Source organism: Streptomyces sp. 13-12-16 (genome assembly GCF_002114215.1).
In the GTDB taxonomy this organism is placed as follows: domain Bacteria; phylum Actinomycetota; class Actinomycetes; order Streptomycetales; family Streptomycetaceae; genus Streptomyces.
This window is the reverse complement of sequence record NZ_NCTE01000974.1, coordinates 844-1,708: the sequence shown is the minus strand read 5'-3', so window position 1 is coordinate 1,708 and position 865 is coordinate 844. Positions and strand designations below refer to the sequence as shown.

Below are 865 nucleotides of genomic sequence, written 5' to 3'. Positions count from 1 at the left end.
CGGGCGCTGGCGACGGGCCAGGAGCTGGCCGGCACCGGCGTGGCGACCGCGCAGCCGGTCGCCCGGCAGGTGGGCCCCGAGGCCGCGACCTCCGGTCTCCTCGGCGGCATGCCGCTGCAGGACCTGCCCACCCAGGGCGTCACCGTCAACGGGATGCCGCTCGGCGCCTGACCCGACAGGCGGAAAAGCGCCGATGGGGCGCGACCCGGAACCGGGTCGCGCCCCATCGGCGTACTCGCGGGAGACGGCGTCGCGGAGCTACCAGGCCGCCCGGGCCTTGTCCTCCGACGGCAACAGCACCCACAGCGCTATGTACAGCAGGAACTGCGGGCCCGGAAGCAGGCACGACAGCAGGAAGATCACCCGCATCGTGGTCGCGGAGGTGCCGAAGCGCCGGGCCAGCGCGGCGCACACTCCGCCGATCATGCGGTTGTTGGTGGGGCGGACGGGGCGGCTCATCGCGGCTCCTTCGTGTGGTGCGAGGCCTCCCGACCGGCTGCCTCCGTGCACTCCACGTTACGGAGACGAAGGGGGCAAAGCGTCGCTCCACGGGGCGATCCCGACCCTGGGAATCGTCGGGGTCCTACCCTGAGCCGGCTCCTCCGGGAGGAGGGGCGTGCCGGAGCCCGGTACCGCCCGGCGGCGCAGCCAGGCGCGGCCCGCCGGCACCACCGCCGCATGCGCGAGTGCCGCGCCCGCCGTGTTCAGCAGCAGCGAGTCGACGTCCACGACCTGGCCCGGCACCGCCGTCTGCAGCATCTCGATGGCCAGCGACACCAGCGCGGTCGCCGCCATGGTGCGGATCAGTGAACCCAGCCGCGAGACGGCCGGCCGGCCCCCGGCCATCGGCAGCAGCACACCCAGC

General features: G+C 74.5%; 2 protein-coding genes. Both read right to left on the bottom strand.

Annotation, left to right across the window (positions count from 1 at the left end; genetic code table 11):
- Positions 1 to 258: 258 nt before the first annotated feature.
- Positions 259 to 459: a PspC domain-containing protein gene (locus B7767_RS33425; protein ID WP_085575382.1), complete on the bottom strand. Its 201-nt coding sequence runs from the start codon at positions 457 to 459 to the stop codon at positions 259 to 261.
- Positions 460 to 516: 57 nt separating this feature from the next.
- Positions 517 to 865 (bottom strand): VanZ family protein (locus B7767_RS33420; protein WP_143652757.1); only part of this gene is annotated, 349 nt, incomplete at its 5' end.